The 15,455-nt window shown below is 62.7% G+C and carries 16 protein-coding genes and 2 pseudogenes; 12 read left to right on the top strand and 6 right to left on the bottom strand.

The features are described from left to right. The first annotated feature begins 50 nt into the window (after nucleotides 1–50). From ACSKB9_RS10410 to ACSKB9_RS10395, 4 genes and pseudogenes are all read left to right on the top strand, one after another. Nucleotides 51–935, top strand: a complete 885-nt coding sequence (locus tag ACSKB9_RS10410; RefSeq protein WP_038377831.1) for a branched-chain amino acid ABC transporter permease — start codon at nucleotides 51–53, stop codon at nucleotides 933–935. Between the two features lie 9 nt (nucleotides 936–944). Then, nucleotides 945–1,931 (top strand): branched-chain amino acid ABC transporter permease, encoded by a 987-nt coding sequence (locus ACSKB9_RS10405; protein ID WP_057020513.1) that lies wholly within the window; start codon nucleotides 945–947, stop codon nucleotides 1,929–1,931. After that, a complete protein-coding gene (locus ACSKB9_RS10400; protein WP_438080143.1) occupies nucleotides 1,928–2,698 on the top strand; it encodes an ABC transporter ATP-binding protein in 771 nt (256 codons plus the stop codon). Before ACSKB9_RS10405 ends, ACSKB9_RS10400 begins: the two co-directional genes overlap by 4 nt. A 3-nt stretch (nucleotides 2,699–2,701) precedes the next feature. Further along, nucleotides 2,702–3,407: pseudogene (locus tag ACSKB9_RS10395) on the top strand (ABC transporter ATP-binding protein). Between the two features lie 36 nt (nucleotides 3,408–3,443). Here the strand turns inward: ACSKB9_RS10395 and ACSKB9_RS10390 are convergent. Then, nucleotides 3,444–4,541, bottom strand: coding sequence for a zinc-dependent alcohol dehydrogenase (locus ACSKB9_RS10390; RefSeq protein ID WP_438072953.1), 1,098 nt, complete (start codon nucleotides 4,539–4,541; stop codon nucleotides 3,444–3,446). A gap of 246 nt (nucleotides 4,542–4,787) precedes the next feature. Between ACSKB9_RS10390 and ACSKB9_RS10385 the strand changes: the two genes are divergently transcribed. The 5 genes and pseudogenes from ACSKB9_RS10385 to ACSKB9_RS10365 all read left to right on the top strand — a co-directional run bounded on the left by ACSKB9_RS10385 (nucleotide 4,788) and on the right by ACSKB9_RS10365 (nucleotide 9,342). Continuing rightward, nucleotides 4,788–5,795 carry an ABC transporter substrate-binding protein gene (locus tag ACSKB9_RS10385; RefSeq protein ID WP_438072951.1) on the top strand — a complete coding sequence of 336 codons (1,008 nt, stop codon included), beginning with the start codon at nucleotides 4,788–4,790 and terminating at the stop codon, nucleotides 5,793–5,795. 38 nt (nucleotides 5,796–5,833) lie between these two features. Next, the gene (locus ACSKB9_RS10380; protein WP_438072949.1) at nucleotides 5,834–6,649 is read left to right on the top strand and encodes an ABC transporter permease; all 816 of its coding nucleotides are present in this window, start codon (nucleotides 5,834–5,836) and stop codon (nucleotides 6,647–6,649) included. Nucleotides 6,650–6,653: 4 nt separating this feature from the next. Then, nucleotides 6,654–7,439 carry an ABC transporter permease gene (locus ACSKB9_RS10375; protein ID WP_438072947.1) on the top strand — a complete coding sequence of 262 codons (786 nt, stop codon included), beginning with the start codon at nucleotides 6,654–6,656 and terminating at the stop codon, nucleotides 7,437–7,439. Further along, nucleotides 7,436–8,502 (top strand): annotated as a pseudogene (locus ACSKB9_RS10370) (ABC transporter ATP-binding protein). Before ACSKB9_RS10375 ends, ACSKB9_RS10370 begins: the two are co-directional and overlap by 4 nt. Before the next feature lie 3 nt (nucleotides 8,503–8,505). Beyond that, nucleotides 8,506–9,342: a phosphodiesterase gene (locus ACSKB9_RS10365; RefSeq protein WP_438072945.1), complete on the top strand. Its 837-nt coding sequence runs from the start codon at nucleotides 8,506–8,508 to the stop codon at nucleotides 9,340–9,342. Nucleotides 9,343–9,558: 216 nt separating this feature from the next. On the opposite strand, the gene ACSKB9_RS10360 is transcribed toward ACSKB9_RS10365, so the two are convergent. After that, nucleotides 9,559–9,711, bottom strand: coding sequence for a hypothetical protein (locus tag ACSKB9_RS10360; protein WP_225645868.1), 153 nt, complete (start codon nucleotides 9,709–9,711; stop codon nucleotides 9,559–9,561). On the opposite strand from ACSKB9_RS10360, the gene ACSKB9_RS10355 reads away from it, so the two are divergent. Then, nucleotides 9,701–10,372 (top strand): Crp/Fnr family transcriptional regulator, encoded by a 672-nt coding sequence (locus ACSKB9_RS10355; protein WP_229188843.1) that lies wholly within the window; start codon nucleotides 9,701–9,703, stop codon nucleotides 10,370–10,372. The genes ACSKB9_RS10360 and ACSKB9_RS10355 overlap by 11 nt on opposite strands. A gap of 120 nt (nucleotides 10,373–10,492) precedes the next feature. Beyond that, nucleotides 10,493–10,774, top strand: a complete 282-nt coding sequence (locus tag ACSKB9_RS10350; RefSeq protein WP_438072942.1) for a hypothetical protein — start codon at nucleotides 10,493–10,495, stop codon at nucleotides 10,772–10,774. A 64-nt stretch (nucleotides 10,775–10,838) separates the two neighbouring features. Here the strand turns inward: ACSKB9_RS10350 and ACSKB9_RS10345 are convergent, their stop codons facing one another. From ACSKB9_RS10345 to ACSKB9_RS10335, 3 genes are all read right to left on the bottom strand, one after another. Then, nucleotides 10,839–11,933 carry an amidohydrolase family protein gene (locus tag ACSKB9_RS10345; protein ID WP_438072941.1) on the bottom strand — a complete coding sequence of 365 codons (1,095 nt, stop codon included), beginning with the start codon at nucleotides 11,931–11,933 and terminating at the stop codon, nucleotides 10,839–10,841. Nucleotides 11,934–12,036: 103 nt separating this feature from the next. Further along, nucleotides 12,037–13,029 carry a Bug family tripartite tricarboxylate transporter substrate binding protein gene (locus ACSKB9_RS10340; protein ID WP_438072939.1) on the bottom strand — a complete coding sequence of 331 codons (993 nt, stop codon included), beginning with the start codon at nucleotides 13,027–13,029 and terminating at the stop codon, nucleotides 12,037–12,039. A gap of 25 nt (nucleotides 13,030–13,054) precedes the next feature. Further along, entirely contained in the window at nucleotides 13,055–13,741 is a 687-nt protein-coding gene (locus ACSKB9_RS10335) for a cyclase family protein (RefSeq protein WP_438072937.1), read from the bottom strand. 163 nt (nucleotides 13,742–13,904) lie between these two features. On the opposite strand from ACSKB9_RS10335, the gene ACSKB9_RS10330 reads away from it, so the two are divergent. Then, on the top strand, nucleotides 13,905–14,711 hold the full coding sequence (locus tag ACSKB9_RS10330; RefSeq protein ID WP_438072935.1) for an SDR family NAD(P)-dependent oxidoreductase: 807 nt from the start codon (nucleotides 13,905–13,907) through the stop codon (nucleotides 14,709–14,711). Here ACSKB9_RS10330 and ACSKB9_RS10325 read toward each other — a convergent pair. Continuing rightward, nucleotides 14,708–15,415: a molybdate ABC transporter substrate-binding protein gene (locus tag ACSKB9_RS10325; protein ID WP_438072934.1), complete on the bottom strand. Its 708-nt coding sequence runs from the start codon at nucleotides 15,413–15,415 to the stop codon at nucleotides 14,708–14,710. The genes ACSKB9_RS10330 and ACSKB9_RS10325 overlap by 4 nt on opposite strands. Nucleotides 15,416–15,455 lie beyond the last annotated feature (40 nt).

The following is a 15,455-nucleotide window of genomic DNA, read 5'->3' as shown; positions in this document are numbered from 1 at the left end:
ATGCGCCGACGCGCACCGCGGGGCGGTGCGCGTCGTGCTGAGGGGGACAAATGGCGGGCCTGAGCTTTGACCTGATTGCACTGCAACTATTCGCCGGGCTGGCCCTCGGCGCCATCTACGTGCTGTTTGCGATCGGCCTCTCGCTGATCTTCGGGATGTTGACCGTCGTCAACTTTGCCCATGGCGCATTCTACATGGTCGGCGCCTATGTCGGGCTGTACCTGATTTCGATCGGCGGCAATTTCTGGCTCTGCTTGCTGGCGGTACCGCTTCTGATCGGGCTGTTCGGCCTTGCCGTCGAGCGCGTGCTGATCCGGCCGCTTTACGGTCGCGGCATCGATTATCCGCTGCTGCTGACCTTCGGGCTGAGTTATGTCATGGTCGAGTGCGTGCGCATTGCCTTCGGCAAGACCGGTTATCCCTTCGATACGCCCGAGCTTCTGCAGGGGGCCGTCAACATCGGTGTCGGATATTTTCCACTCTACCGCCTGTTCGTGATCGGCGCGACGGCCGTCGTCCTGTTGGCGCTCTGGCTGTTTCTGGAAAAAACCAGCTTCGGACTCATTATCCGCGCCGGCGCGCGCGATCCGCAGATCGTCCGCGTCCTTGGGGTCGACGTTTCCAGGGTCTGGTTGATCGTGTTCGGGATAGGCACCGCGATTGCTGGCTTTGCCGGGCTGTTGGCTGCCCCGCTTCAAGGCGTCATTCCCGAGATGGGCGGCACGATTCTGGCCGAGGCTTTCGTGGTGACGGTCGTAGGAGGTATGGGTTCGATCGGTGGCGCCGTACTGGCGGGCCTCCTCGTCGGTGTGGTGGTCAGCATGACCTCGCTGTTTGCACCCGAGATGGCCAAGGTATCGATTTTTGCCCTGATGGCGATCGTCCTGATCGTTCGTCCCCAAGGCTTCTTCGGCCGCGCCGGATTGATGAGCTGAGAGCCAGGGATGACCGGAGCCACCGAATCCGTCAAACAACCTCATGCCACGACGGGCAGTTGGTACGAATTCGCAACGCGCCATCGCGCCAGCATTGTGGCCGCGGCGATCCTGATTTTCCCGTTGGTGATGCCGTTCACGGCCCTCGCGGTGAACATCCTGATCTATGGATTGTACGCCGTCGGCTTCAACCTCGTGTTTGGTTATCTCGGTCTGCTGTCGTTTGGTCACGCGGCGCTGTTCGGAACCGGCGCCTACCTCTGTGGCATCGCCATCGTGCATTTTGGCTGGCCATGGTATGCGGCCATCGCGGCCGGGATCGCCGGCGGCCTGTTGATGGCTTCGTTGATTGGCGTGCTCGCGATCAGGACCCGCGGCATCTACTTCGCGATGGTGACGATGGCGCTGTCGCAATGTGTCTACTACCTGTTCTATCAGGCGGTTGACCTGACCGGTGGCGAAAACGGCCTCCGCGGCATCAACGTCCGCACCATCGATCTGTTCGGCTTGCGGCTCGACTTCATCAATCCGATGATCCGTTACTATGTTATCGCCGCTTTCGTGATTGCCGCTTTTTTCGTGATGTCGCGCATTCTCGCCTCGCCATTTGGCGCCGTCATTGAAGCCGTGCGGGAGAATGAGATGCGCGCCCGCGCGTCAGGCTATGACGTCACCAAGACCCGATTGCTGACCTTCGTTTTGTCAGGCGGCTTCTGCGGCCTCGCGGGAGCCTTGCAGGCGCTGCATCTGTCGATCGTTCCGATCGAGATCCTGCACTACGAGACGTCGGGCCTGGTCGTGATGATCGCATTGCTGGGCGGTATGGGAACGTTCTTCGGACCGATGATCGGCGCCGCCGTCTTCCTCGTCCTGGAGAACGTGGTCTCCGTGTGGACGGTTCACTGGCAACTGATCGTTGGCGCTATCTTCATTGCCTGCGTGCTGTTCTTCCCCGCCGGCATCTGGGGCACACTGATCGCGCGAGGCAGGCGATGAGCGCCTCGGAACGCCAAACCGAGGAAATCATTCTGCGCACCAGGGGCGTCGGCAAGACGTTCGGGAAGTTTGTCGCGCTGAACGATATCTCGGCGGAGTTTTCCCGGGGAGCGATCACCTCCATTATTGGTCCGAACGGGGCCGGCAAGAGCACCTATTTCAATTTGCTGTGCGGCGCGTTTGCGCCCACAAAAGGCAGCGTTGAATTCGAGGGGAAGGATGTCACCGGCCTGCCGCAGCACCGCTTTGCGCATATGGGCATCGCAAAGTCCTTTCAGATCACCAGCGTGTTTCCGCAGCTCACGACCCGTGAAAACATCCGCGTTGGTCTGCAGGCGCTGGTGTCGAGGTACGATATCTGGCGTCCCCGCGCGCGCCTGACCGAGCTGGTCGAGCGGGCGGACGAGCTGCTTGCCCTGATCGGATTGTGGGAATCTCGCGAACGTGCCGCCAAGACGCTGGCCCATGGCGAGCAGCGGGCGCTGGAAATCGGCATGGCACTTGCCAGCCAACCCCGGTTGCTGTTGCTGGACGAGCCGACGGCCGGCATGAGCCCGGAGGAAACCCGGACCATGATGGATCTGATCGTGAAGCTCGCAAAGGAGCGTACGGTCATCCTCGTCGAGCACAAGATGAAGCTGGTGCTCGGGATCAGCGATCGCATCCTCGTGCTGCATCACGGAGAACTTCTCGCCGAAGGAACGCCGCAGGAGGTCCGGCAGAACGAGGCGGTGAAGCGGGTCTATCTCGGCCAGCGGGAGCATTGACGAATGCTGCAGATCGGCAAGCTCAATGCCTGGTACGGCGCAAGTCACGCGCTGCAGGACATAACTCTCGAAGTGACCAAAGGCGAGATCGTCTGCCTGATCGGTCGCAATGGAGCCGGCAAGACGACGACGCTGAAATCGATCATGGGGTTGATGGGACGAACGCGCGGCTCGGTCACCTTCAAGGGCAAGGAGCTGCTGAGCCGGCCGGCGCATGTGCGCTTCGCGCTGGGACTTGCCTATGTTCCCGAAGAGCGGCGGATTGTGCAGGGATTGTCGGTCCGGGAAAATTTGCGGCTCGGGCTGGTGGCGTCGCCGGCGAAGAAGCGGGAAGCCGAGCTGATCGACGAGATCGCGGTGATATTCCCACGGCTGGCCGAGCGCATGGACCAGGAGGCGGTCACGATGTCCGGCGGCGAGCAGCAGATGCTGGCGATCGCGCGGGCGATGATCGCAAAGCCCGACCTGATCATGCTGGATGAGCCTTCGGAGGGCATCATGCCGGTCCTGGTCGACGAGATGTTCGAGCTATTTCGCAACATGAAGGCGCAGGGAACGACGGTGCTGCTGGTTGAGCAGAACGTTCGAGCTCGCGCTTGGCATCGCCGATCGTGCCTACGTCCTTGATCAGGGGGCGGTGGTGCACCAGGCGTCGGCGCAGGCACTGCTGGCCGACGACGAGATCAAGGAGCGATATTGTTCGGTGTGAGCGGGCTGTCCGGTCTCCCGCCGGCGCGAACGGACCTTACTCCGCAGCGCGCGCGATCGCGCCGGCCTTGCGAGTGGTGACGACGACCTTGATCGCATCATCCACGCGATCCCGTGCATATCTGAGCGCCGTCGGCAGGTCTTCCAGCGGAAACGTATGCGTGTGGATCCTCGTCGCGTCGAACCGCTTCGCCGCCATCAATTCCATGGCGCGGCGAGTGGCGCTGCGGCCCTCGCCGCGGATCCCGTAAGCGTAGATGTTGTTTCGCACGAGATGCGCGATGTCCAGCGTCGCGGCCTCGTGCGGGAAGGCCGCCAGACAAATCTTGCCGCCACGATTGGTCATGTGAATGGCCTGGTTGAGTGTCGCTTCGGTGCCGGCACATTCGACGACATAGTCCGCGCCGACTCCCTCTGTTAGTTGCTTCACGACCTCAACGGCGTCTTCGTCGTTGATGTTGATGACGCGGTCGGCCCCCAGTTCCTGGCCGATCGCCAGCCGCTTGTTGCGCGTGCCGGTCAGAATCACCGGACTTGCGCCAAGAGCCTTGGCCACAGCAACTGCGAGAAGTCCGATCGGCCCCGGGCCGATCACCACGACGCTCTCGCCGGCCACCAATCCTCCCAATTCCGTCAAGCCGTACATCGACGTGCCCGCGGTCACCACGAGCGTCGCCTCCGCGTCGCTCATGCTATCCGGTACGCGCGCCAGCGTATTGATGTGGTTGACTGCGTACTCCGCGAATCCGCCGTCGGTCGTAAAACCATTGGCGCGGTGGCCCTTCTCCGGCTTTCCATAGTTGAGACAGGACGTGTACATGCCCTGGCGGCAGCGTTTGCATTGACCGCAGCCGGCGTGGATTTCGACGCTGACCCGATCACCGATCCTGAATTCGTCAACGTCCGGCCCGAGTGCGGCGACCGTGCCCATGTATTCGTGGCCCGGCGTGAAGTTCTTGTTGAAGGGCAGGCCGCCCTGAACGCTTGCCGGCGACCCGGCATGGATGATTTCGAGATCGGTGGTGCAGATCGCAACCGCGTCGATGCGCACCAGCACCTCGGCACGCGAAGGGACCGGCGTTGGCTTTTCGCGAAGCAGGAGCTGGCCGGGGTCACCAAGGACCCAGGCCTTCATCAGGCCGGGAACGGGCAGATCAGGCGATGTGTTGACGCCGGGCGGCTGGTACATGGGCTTCCTCTTTCGGCCGTCAGCCTAGCGCGAAACCAGTGGTTGCCGCGAGCACCCGATGGTCGGCATCGGGGCCGTTGCATTTGCTGCACGGCAGCAAGCGCGTCGCAAAACATTCATACGCGGCCTATACTTGGTCCCCCGGTTGATGTTGAAATCCTCATTGCATTCTCTCCCAGACTGGAGCCTCCCATGAAGACCGTCCGCCTTGTCCTTGCGTTGCTGGCGCTGATGCTGATCGCGCCGTGGCAATCCGCCAGGGCGGCCGACGTGATCTGCTACAATTGCCCGCCGGAATGGGCGGATTGGGCGTCGATGCTGAAGGCGATCAAGGCGGACCTCAACTACGATATCCCGCACGACAACAAGAATTCGGGTCAGGCACTGGCCCAGGTCCTGGCCGAGAAGAGCAATCCGGTCGGCGATATCGGCTATTTCGGCGTGACCTTCGGCATGAAGGCCAAGGCCCAGGATGCGCTCGAGCCCTACAAGCCGGCGCATTGGGATCAAGTCCCGGCCGGCCTCAAGGACGCGGATGGCTACTGGACCACGATCCACTCCGGCACGCTCGGCCTGTTCGTGAACAAGGATGCGCTTGGCGGCAAGCCGGTGCCGGCCTGCTGGAAGGATCTCCTGAAGCCCGACTACAAGGGGATGGTCGGCTATCTCGATCCGTCGTCGGCGGCGGTCGGCTATGTCGGCGCGGTCGCCGTCAATCTGGCGCTCGGCGGCTCGCCAGGCAACTTCGATCCGGCGATCGGCTTCTTCAAGGAGCTGCGCAAGAACGATCCGATCGTACCCAAGCAGACGTCGTATGCCCGCGTCGTCTCCGGTGAGATGCCGATCCTGTTCGACTACGACTTCAATGCCTATCGCGCGAAATATTCGGAGAAGGGTAACTTCGAGTTTGTGATTCCCTGCGAGGGATCGGTGGTGTTTCCCTATGTCGTTGGTCTCGTAAAGAACGCGCCCGACAAGGAGAAGGCCAAGAAGGTGATGGACTATCTCTTGTCCGACAAAGGGCAGGCGATCTGGACCAATGCCTATCTGCGTCCGGCCCGTCCGATCGAGCTGCCGGCTTCCGTGAAGGGGAAATTCCTCCCCGACAGCGACTACGCCCGCGCCAAGAGCGTCGACTGGGGCGAGATGGAAAACGTGCAAAAAGCCTTCGTCGACCGCTATCTCGCCGAGGTTCGCTGAGGCAATATGGTGCCCTTCGCCGGGGCACCATTCTTCCGATGTCGCAAAAATCCTTCGTTTGGCTCTGCCTGCTGCCGCTCGCGGTCGTGACCACGGCATTCTTCCTGCTGCCGATGGCACGGCTGGTGGTTGCGGGTGCCGAAGGACCGCACGGGCTCGCCGGATATCTCGCCATCCTGACCGAAGTTCGTTATCGCGCGACGCTGATCAATACCGTGCTCCTGGCGGCGGCAACGACGGTCGTCACGCTGATCGTGGCGACGATAGCCGGAATGTTTCTGCAGCGGCACCGCTTTCCCGGGCGAGCCGTGCTGATCGCGATGCTGACCTTTCCGCTGGCGTTTCCCGGCGTGGTGATCGGCTTCATGATCATTCTGCTGGCCGGGCGGCAGGGCCTGATCGGCGACCTGTCGAACCGGATCTTCGGCGAGAAGTTCGTGTTCGCCTATTCGATCTACGGGCTGTTCCTCGGCTATCTCGACTTCTCGATCCCGCGCGTGATCCTGACCATCATGGCGGCCGTGCAAAAGCTCGATGTCGGTCTGGAGGAAGCCGCGCGTTCGCTCGGCGCCAGCCCCTGGGCGGTCCAGCGTGACGTCGTGCTGCCCGCGCTGGCGCCGGCCTTCGTTGCGTCCGGCGCGATCGCATTTGCGACCGCTATGGGGGCCTTCGGGACTGCGTTTACGCTGGCGACGAATATCGATGTGCTGCCGATGCTGATCTATACCGAGTTCACGCTGGCCGCCAATTTCGCGACCTCGGCCGCCCTGTCGGTGGGACTTGGCCTGATCACCTGGCTCATCCTCGCGCTCGCCCGCTCGTTCAGCGGCGGCGCGGTCGCGGCGGCCGGGTGAACGCATGCGCGATCGCATGATCTTCACCGGCCAGTTCATCTTCACGCTGCTCGTTGCCGCCTTCCTGGTGGTCCCCGCGGGGCTGTCGATCTCCGCCGGCGTCACCGTGAATTATTTCCGAGGCATCCAATCCGGCGTGACCCTGCAATGGGTCGCGCAGGTCTGGGAGCTCGATGCCGGCACCATCCTGCTCTCTTTCGTGATCGCATTCGCGACCCTTGCCGTCACGCTGCTTGCCGGTGTTCCCGCAGCCTACGCGCTGCATGCGCGGGGAGGCCGGCTTGCGCGCATCGTCGAGGAGATCATCACGTTGCCCTTGGCGATCCCCGGGCTTGCGGTTGCGCTTGCATTGCTGCTCGCCTATGGCAGCTTGGGCGACTTTCGCCGTTCCTGGCTGTTCATCCTGGTCGGACACGTGATCTTCACCATGCCGTTCATGGTGCGGTCGGTGATGGCGGTGTTCGCGACCGTGGACATCAAGACGCTGGATGAGGGGGCGGCTTCGCTGGGGGCGTCGCCATGGCGACGCTTCCGCGACGTCATCGTGCCGAACGCACTGCCGGGAATTCTCGCCGGCGCGTTGATGGTGGTCACGCTGTCGCTCGGCGAATTCAACCTGACCTGGATGCTGCATACGCCGTTGACGAAGACACTGCCGATCGGGCTCGCCGACAGCTACGCCTCGATGCGGCTCGAGGTGGCGTCGGCCTATACGTTGATCTTCTTCGTGATGATCATTCCGCTGCTGGTCGCGATGCAGCTGCTGGCCGACAGGGATCACAAGCGATGAGCACGGCCGGGCATGGCGCAGCGGTGCGGATCGAGGCGTGCGGCAAGACCTTTGCCGACGGCACGCGCGCGCTCGATCCCGCAACCCTCGACATTGCGCGTGGCGAGACGCTGGTGCTGCTTGGGCCGTCCGGCTGCGGCAAGACCACGATGCTGCGCATCATCGCAGGGCTCGAGCTGCCGGATGTCGGCGGCAAGGTCCTGTTCGACGGCAAGGACATGACCTCGGTCCCGATCGAGCGGCGCAATGTCGGGATGGTGTTCCAGTCCTACGCCCTGTTCCCCAACATGACGGTGGCGGACAATATCGCCTACGGGCTGAAGATCCGCGGTGTTGCCAGGGGCGAGCGTGCCGCGCGCGTCGCCGAGCTGGTCGCTCTGACGAACATCACGGGATTGGAGAATTCGCCGCATCGACCAGCTTTCGGGCGGCCAGCGTCAGCGCGTCGCACTGGCGCGCGCCGTCGCGATCCGGCCCGGCATCTTGCTGCTCGACGAGCCCTTGACCGCGCTCGACGCCGCGCTGCGGGACCGGCTGCGCGGCGAGCTCAACCGGCTGTTGCGCGCGCTTGGGATCACGACGATCTATGTCACCCACGATCAGGCCGAAGCCATGGAATTGGGCGACCGGATTGTCGTGATGCGGAAAGGCGCAATCGCCCAGATCGGCACGCCGCGCGAGGTCTACTTCGCGCCGAAGGACCGGTTCGTGGCGGAGTTCATCGGAGCGGCGAACATTGTCGAGGCTCCGATCGAGAACGGCGTGTTGATCCTGCCCGGCGGGCGACTGCCGATCGAGGGTGGCGCGACGACCGCGAACGCGACCGTCATGATCCGCCCCGAAACCATTCGCGTGACGGAGGCGGGCGAGGGGATACTCTCGGGAACTCGTCGATTCCGTCAGCTTCATCGGCGACCGGCAGCGGCTCGTCGTGAGTGATGCATCGAGCAAGCCGCTCAATGTCGACGCTCCCAACACGATTCAAGCCAGGATCGGCGATCGTGTCGGGCTTTCGATTGCGCCCGACGCTGTCCGTCTGCTTCCCTCCGAACCACGAGATTGATCGATGCCGTCGAAACCGGTCCTCATCGCCCAGATTTCCGACCTCCACATCAAGCCGCCGGGAGCGTTGGCCTATGGCCGGGTCGATACCGCGAAGGCGCTTGAACGCTGCGTGGCCGCGCTCGGCGCATTCGAGCCGGCGCCCGATTTCGTCGTCATCTCGGGTGACCTTGTCGATACGCCGTCGGTCGAGGAATACGACTATCTCAAACGACTGCTCGCGCCGCTGCGCGTTCCGTTTGCCGGAATTCCCGGCAATCACGACTCGCGTGCGTGGATGCGCGCCGCGTTTCCTGCCGCACCCTATGTTCACGCGACAGGCCCGCTGGACCAGCAGATCGAGGTGAATGGCCTCGATCTGCTGCTGCTTGACTCAAGCGTTGCCGGGAAGCCTCATGGCATGCTCGAACCGTCGACACTGCAATGGCTGGACGCGACACTGGCGGCAGCAGACCGGCCCGCGCTGCTTTTCCTGCATCACCCGCCGTTCAAGGGCGGTATCTGGCACATGGACCGCCAGGATCTTTTCAATGCCGCAGAACTGGCAGCAATCATCAGGCGTCACCCGCGGGCGCGTTTGATCGGCTGCGGGCATGTCCATCGTGCCATGCTGACCTCCTTCGCCGGGATTCCCGTAACATTGTGCCCCGCGCCGAACCATGCGGTTGACCTGGACCTCGGACAACTCCGCGAACCATCGTTCAAGGTGGAACCGCCGGCGTTTCACTTGCACACGTGGTTTCCCGGGCCGGATTTTGGACAATTGGTCACGCACCAGGTCCCGATCGGCCAGTTTGATGGGCCGCATCCGTTCTTTGGGCCAGACGGCAAGCTGCTGTGAGTTGGCCGCGTTGACCTCTCGTACAGACGGATCCACCAGGCGAGATTGTCGCGGATCGGCCGGGTATGTCAGATCAAGGGCAGCCCGCAGCTGCAATTGAGCGTTGCATCGACGCAGATTTATTCCAAATTGTACCTTGGATGCCTTCTATCCCATTGCGCCGGCTCGGACCTTTTGTTGCTGTAGGCCCCCGGGGGGCTATACTTCCGTCTGCTTTCATTGATCGATGGCTTTGTCGGCGTCCGCTGTGCTGGCGGGCCGATTGAACGCAACACAATCAGTCTGGATCACGATGACCGGTGCGTCGCCCATAGAACGAACTTCCGGCGCGCCGTTGTTTTCGAACAACAAGCTGTCGGTGTTGCGCAAGCATCCCTATTTCGCCGATCTCGAGCCCGAGGCATTCGATCAGCTCTGCCGCTACGCCAAGCACACCACGCTGAAGCGGGGCACGACGATCTTTTCCAAGGGCGATCCGGGCACCAGCCTGATTGCGGTGATCTCGGGCACGGTCAAGATCAGCATCTCGTCGCCGGATGGTCGCAACGCGATTTTGAACCTGATCGAGGCCGGAGAGATATTCGGCGAGATCGCGCTGCTCGACGGCTTGTCGCGGACGGCCGATGCCACCGCCAACACCAATTGCGAGCTGTTCGTCATTGACCGGCGCGAGTTCATTCCGTTCGTGCGCAGCCAGCCGACGCTTGCGATGAAGTTCATCGAGCTGCTTTGTGAAAGACTGCGCCGGACCAGCGATCAGGTCGAGCAGGTCATCCTGCAGAACTTGCCCGGCCGTTTGGCCAGCGCGCTGCTGCGCCTGAGCGACAAGCACAAGCCGCAAGGACGCACCATCTCGATCACCCAGCAGGAGATCAGCGAGATGGTCGGGATGACGCGCGAGAGCATCAACAAGCAGCTCCGCGCGTGGGCGATACGCGGTTGGGTCAGGCTCGAGCATGGCGCGATCGTCGTGCTGAAGCCCGAGACGCTCCAGGAACTGGTCGACGCCGGCGCGAACGACGGCGAGTAGTCGCGCCGGCTGCCCGGTCGGTCGCGCATTTCACGAAACGGTGAGCTGAACAAGGCCTGTGAAGCCATTCACATCGGCCTTGCGTGCGCTGCGGTAAGTGACGCGTCAGGGGAGCACAATATGGTCGAATCCATGCAGAGCTCTTTCGACAAGCGACGGCAGGACCCACAGCACAATTACCAAAGCTTCAGCATCAAGCTTGTCGCGTTGCCGTTGCTCGTCGTCGTTGCGTTGATCGGGATGCTGGTCAGTCGTCCGGCGGCGGTCAGATGGATATCGGACGCGGCGCAAGCCGAGTTCGTCGGAACCGACACCGTCTACACTGATCCGATACCCAATATCGCGCGGGTGGCACCAACGATTCGGCCGGGCAGCGAGATCCGGACGGTGAAGGCCTACTGATCGTTGATGCTGTCGTTGCGCGGCAAGGCGCGACGACAGCCGCTTGTCCAGCAGCAAGCCGTCCTCACGCGGCTACGCCAAGCAGCTTTGCTGCGGTCCGCCCGAGAATATTGGCTTTGTCATCGTCGCTCAGCGACGACGAGGCGAAGATGTGGTCGACCGGTGCCAGTTGCCATGGATAGGGATAGTCGCTTCCCAGCACGATCTGACCGGCGCCAACCTGGGCGACGAGGTGCCTGATCGCCTCCGGCGTGAAGATCAGAGAGTCGAAATAAATCTGCTTCAGATACTCCGCCGGCGCCTTCTGGAGCTTGATCTCCGGACTGCATCCCTTGGGTCCAACCAGACAGGCATGGTCCGAGCGGTCGGCGTACGAGCCGAGATAACCGCCGCCATGTGCGGCGATGATTTTCAGCCCCGGGAAGCGATCGAGCGTGCCCTCGAAGATCAAATGGGAGAGTGCGATCGTCGTCTCGAGCGGATTGCCGATCGTGTTGCCGAGCCACCCATTGCCGGAGAGCCGCTTGTTGAGCTCGGGCACGCCCTGCGGATGGATGAACAGGGGAACGCCGAGTTCCTCGGCCTTGGCCCATATTGGATGAAACTTCGGATTTGAGAATTCGACGCCATCGACGACACCGCCGATCGCCGCGCCCTTCAGCCCCTGCCTTTTCACCGCCGTCTCCAGCTCCTGCACCGCAAGGTCCGGTGCCTGCAGCGTCAGCGAGGCGAAAGCCGCGAACCGGTCGGGCTTCGAGGCACAGAGCTCGGCGAGCTTTTCATTCTGGATTTTCACGATCTGCGCGGCAAGGTCGCGTTCGCGGTCGTACCAGAATGGATTGATCGAAAGCACCTCCATATCGACGGCCTGCGCGTCCATCGCAGCCAGCCGCTTGTCGATCTCGACAAAGGCCTCGGAGGCGCCGTTGACCGGCGGCAGTTGATATTTTCCGGCGTCCACGCCGAGCAGCGCGCCCGCCTCGCGGAAATGGCAGTGCGCGTGAATGTCGATCGTCTTGACACGTTTGCCGTTGACCGTGACCGGCAATTGCTGGCGCGATTGCTGCGCATTTGCGTTGTGGACGAGCCCGCAGCCGCAGAACACGATGCCTGCCGTCGCCGTTGCTCCTGCTTTCAGGAAATCCCGCCTTGTGGTCATGACGATCGCCTCCCTGGTTGTTTTGTTATGGACGGGGAGCCTAGGGATGCTGGCTAATGGTCGCAAGATCACACGCTGTGCGTGTCGCGCAATGTTGATCTGCTCAGACCGGCTTGATCCCCGCCTTTGCGATGATGCCGCGCCATTTCGGCACTTCGTCTGCAATACGCCTGCGCATGCCATCGGGCCCGTTCGCAAGCACCTCGAAGCCGTCGTTGCGCAGCTGTTCCGCGATCTTCGGCGTCTTCAAAATCTCGATCGATTTCGCCGACAGCAACGCGACAACGGAGGAGGGCGTATTCGCAGGCGCGAGAAAACCCTGAAAGGTGTCGGAGACGAAATCCCTGTAGCCGAGCTCGATCATGGTCGGCACATCAGGCAAATCGAACCATCGATGGGTTCCGGTGACGGCCAATGCTTTCAACGCCCCTGACTCGATGTGCGGATGGGCAGGCGGAAGCGCCGCAAAGGCGACTTGGGTCGTTCCGCTCAGGATCGCCTGGATGGCGGGACCGGCGCCCGAGAACGGCACATGTGTCATCTGGATCTGACCCATGATCTTGAACAGCTCGCCGGCGAGATGTGGCGTCGTCCCGAGGCCTGGGCTGGCATAGTTCAGTTCGTCCGGGTTAGCCTTGGCGCGTGCGATCAGCTCGGCGATTGAATTGATCCCGAGCTTCGGATTGACCAGGATCACGTTCGGTGACGTGTCAAGCTCGGCAATCGGCGCGAAGTCGCTGACCGGATCGTACGGGATCTTGGCGTAGAGGCCGGGATTGACGACATAGGCGCTCGACGTGATCAGGAGCGTATAGCCGTCGGGTTCGGCATGTGCGGCAATGCCGATCCCGATATTGCCACCGCCACCGGGGCGGTTCTCAACCACGATGGTGCCGCCGAGCGCTTCGCCAAGATGGGTGCCGAGGATGCGGGCCATGATGTCGGTCGGTCCACCCGGCGCAAACGGCACGATGATCTTGATCGGGCGTTCCGGGTAGCCGGCGGCCTTGGCCTGCCCGGCGAGACCAGCGATCGCAAGTGCGCTGCAGGCTTTCAGAATCGAACGACGCGAGGGAGGGGCTGATCTGCCTGTCATCGGATATGCCCCCGCATTACGAATCTTAGAGTTCGAATACCGCTACGGCGCGGATCGGTGACGCCGTCCCGTCGCGCCATTTCATCGGCAGACCGATGAAGGTGAACTGCCCCTGGCCGAGCAGCGCTTCCAGATTGCACAGGCTTTCGATGTGGGTGATGTCGAGATTGAGGCAGGCCTTGTGAACGAGCAGGTTCTCGTCGCTGTCGGGACCTGGGCGCATCGAGTCGATACCGAAATGAACGATGCCTTGTTGCGCCAGCCATTCGGTCGCCGCGACATTCACGCCACAATTGTCGGTCGCATATTCCTTGCGTGGAAACGTCCGGGCATGGTGGCCGGTGCAGAGCAGGACGGTGCCACCCATCGGGATTGGCCGTCCGGCGTTCGTCACGGCAGTTTCGAGGTCGGAAGGGGTGATCTCGGCACGCGGCGCAATGTGGCGAAGGTCGAGACAGATGCCCGGTACAATGCACTTTTCCAGCGGATATTCATTGATCGGTATGCCGCTGGGGCCGAAATGCCGGGGCGCGTCGATGTGGGTTCCGCCGTGGTCAGGCATCGAGATGAACATCGATGCCAGACCATAGACGTTTCTCGATTCCGCCAGGGCTTCCTCGTGGTTCTTCCACATCCCGTGCATGATGGGCGGATGGCCGGGATAGCTCGGCGTGCGGTGATAGAGCTCTCGGCTCAGGTCAATGATCCTCACGACGGGTGCCCTTTCTTGACGGAGCTGGCGCAGGCGCGCTTCTGCCCACAATGCTGACGCGTTTGCCACGCTTGTGCAAGATGGCGCTTGCCCTCGGTGTCGAACCTGAAGCAAATCGGGAAAGTGTTGCATTCCGGCATGCGTCGCCGAAGGGAGGATTCACGTGACCGACTATCGCAAGCTATTCGATCTCACCGGCAAGACCGCCGTCGTGCTGGGAGCGGCCTCAGGAATCGGCAAATCCTCGGCCGAAGCGCTGGCCTCGCTCGGCGCGCGCGTGCTCTGCGCCGATCGCGCACAGGAAGGCGCGGAGGCAACGGCCGCTGCAATCCGGCAGCAGGGCGGATCGGCAACGTCAGCCAGCTGCGATGCGGCCGATCGTGCCGACGTCGAGGCGCTGGCGGCGAGGGCGCTGGCGGAATTCACGCGGATCGACATCGCGGTGACGACGCCGGGACTGAATATCCGCAAGACCATCCTCGACTACACCGAGGAGGATCTCGACCGGGTCATCAACCTCAACGTCAAGGGCACGGTCTGGTTCTTCCAGGCGTTCGGCCGCATCATGGTCAAGCAACAGAGCGGCAGCCTGATTGCATGTTCCTCGGTGCGTGCCGTGACCATCGAGCCGGGGCTTGCAGTCTATGGATCGACCAAGGCGGCGATCGGCCTTCTGGTCAAGGGCTTCGCGTCCGAGGTCGGGCGATCCGGCGTTCGCGTCAATGCGATCGCGCCGAGCATCTCGGAGACCGCATTGACCGGTCCGTTCAAGCAGCGGCCCGATATCTACAACCTCTATGCCGGTCATACGGTGTTCAATCGCTGGAGCAGCGCCGACGAGGTCGCGACCGCCGTCGCCTACCTTGCATCGGACGCGGCGAGCTATGTCAGCGGCAGCACGCTGTTCGTCGACGGCGGCTGGACCGCGGTCGATGGACCGCCGACCGGTCTCACGCAGCTGGCGCGCTAGGTTGCGTCGGAAACGAAGCCAGCCTGGCTGCGGAGCGCAGACGCCTCCGGCGATGTCAGTAGCGCGATCAGGCGTTGCGCCTGCGATGCCGACGATGCCTGAGTCGCAACGGCGGCCGTGTACATGGTGGCTAGCCCGCATTCTGGCGGCAAGGTACCCGACAGCACGACGCCCTTGGTGCTGATGATCTCGGTCGATTGTGTGCAGCCGATCGGCCGCTGGTCTCCGGATTCGGCCAGATGTCGCATGGCCGTCGCGCCGTTCGGAAAGATTCTCAACCGGTCGGCGACGACATCAGCGATGTCGAGCTGCGCGAGCACCTTGGCGACATGAATTCCGGCCGTCGATGCCTTCGTGTCGGGCACGAAGATCGCGTCCGACGCGAGCAACGCCGCACGCAGGCTGACCGCGTCGTCGGCGCTGACCAACCGATCGCCGGCCCGAACTGCGAGGGCGGTTTCAACCCGGCCGATGTCCGTGATCGAGCTGCGCAAGACCAGCCCTTCGTCGGCGAGCTTCGCGATCAGAGCGGCGGTCAGGATGACGATGTCGGTCGGTACGCCGGCGCGCAATCTGTCGGCCATGGCGCCGACCGCGCCAAAATCGCCGGCAATGCCGAGGCCGGTTTCAGCTTCAAATGCTGGCGCGAGGCTGCGCACAAGGCCCTGCGCCGCACCGCCGCTCAGGATGTTCAACGTCTTCATGTGCACTGTTCCTTCGCTCGCGGTCTTTGCCGCTGCGCGC

This window comes from Bradyrhizobium sp. BR 1433, from assembly GCF_051547665.1.
Lineage (GTDB): Bacteria > Pseudomonadota > Alphaproteobacteria > Rhizobiales > Xanthobacteraceae > Bradyrhizobium > Bradyrhizobium australafricanum.
Note: the sequence above shows the minus strand (reverse complement) of the source record. Positions and strands in the feature narration are given on the sequence as shown.

Coding starts and splice junctions, on each gene's coding strand:
- ACSKB9_RS10345 (WP_438072941.1), bottom strand. CDS start 11,933: ATGACCACAAGGCGGGATTTCCTGAAAGCAGGAGCAACGGCGACGGCA.
- ACSKB9_RS10405 (WP_057020513.1), top strand. CDS start 945: ATGACCGGAGCCACCGAATCCGTCAAACAACCTCATGCCACGACGGGC.
- ACSKB9_RS10385 (WP_438072951.1), top strand. CDS start 4,788: ATGAAGACCGTCCGCCTTGTCCTTGCGTTGCTGGCGCTGATGCTGATC.
- ACSKB9_RS10400 (WP_438080143.1), top strand. CDS start 1,928: ATGAGCGCCTCGGAACGCCAAACCGAGGAAATCATTCTGCGCACCAGG.
- ACSKB9_RS10365 (WP_438072945.1), top strand. CDS start 8,506: ATGCCGTCGAAACCGGTCCTCATCGCCCAGATTTCCGACCTCCACATC.
- ACSKB9_RS10375 (WP_438072947.1), top strand. CDS start 6,654: ATGCGCGATCGCATGATCTTCACCGGCCAGTTCATCTTCACGCTGCTC.
- ACSKB9_RS10410 (WP_038377831.1), top strand. CDS start 51: ATGGCGGGCCTGAGCTTTGACCTGATTGCACTGCAACTATTCGCCGGG.
- ACSKB9_RS10380 (WP_438072949.1), top strand. CDS start 5,834: ATGTCGCAAAAATCCTTCGTTTGGCTCTGCCTGCTGCCGCTCGCGGTC.
- ACSKB9_RS10340 (WP_438072939.1), bottom strand. CDS start 13,029: ATGACAGGCAGATCAGCCCCTCCCTCGCGTCGTTCGATTCTGAAAGCC.
- ACSKB9_RS10390 (WP_438072953.1), bottom strand. CDS start 4,541: ATGAAGGCCTGGGTCCTTGGTGACCCCGGCCAGCTCCTGCTTCGCGAA.
- ACSKB9_RS10350 (WP_438072942.1), top strand. CDS start 10,493: ATGGTCGAATCCATGCAGAGCTCTTTCGACAAGCGACGGCAGGACCCA.
- ACSKB9_RS10325 (WP_438072934.1), bottom strand. CDS start 15,415: ATGAAGACGTTGAACATCCTGAGCGGCGGTGCGGCGCAGGGCCTTGTG.